The following is a 261-nucleotide window of genomic DNA, read 5'->3' on the forward strand; positions in this document are numbered from 1 at the left end:
GTGCCCCACCGTTCAGGCGGAAGACAATGTTCACAATCAACCCATTGCCGGGTTTACCGGCTTCATAGCGCCACCTGCGCATGGCCGATTTAACTTCGCGTTCAAACATATTCGCCGGCTGTGCGGACAGGATTTCCACGTTATCGACACGTCCATCGGCCGTAACGTCGAATTTCACCCGTACACGCCCTTCAATACGTAACGCCTGAGCACGTGCCGGGTACTGCGGCTGGTTACGGCTCAGCGCGCGCGGGCCTGCGG

Annotated in this window: 1 protein-coding gene; it reads right to left on the bottom strand. The window is 59.0% G+C overall.

Going from position 1 to position 261, the window contains the following annotated elements; translation table 11 throughout:
- Nucleotides 1-261: energy transducer TonB (locus tag RTW80_RS29700; RefSeq protein ID WP_312721721.1), on the bottom strand; the 261-nt coding region annotated here is incomplete at both ends.

This window comes from Escherichia sp. AM3 (genome assembly GCF_032029835.1).
Classification (GTDB): domain Bacteria; phylum Pseudomonadota; class Gammaproteobacteria; order Enterobacterales; family Enterobacteriaceae; genus Escherichia; species Escherichia coli.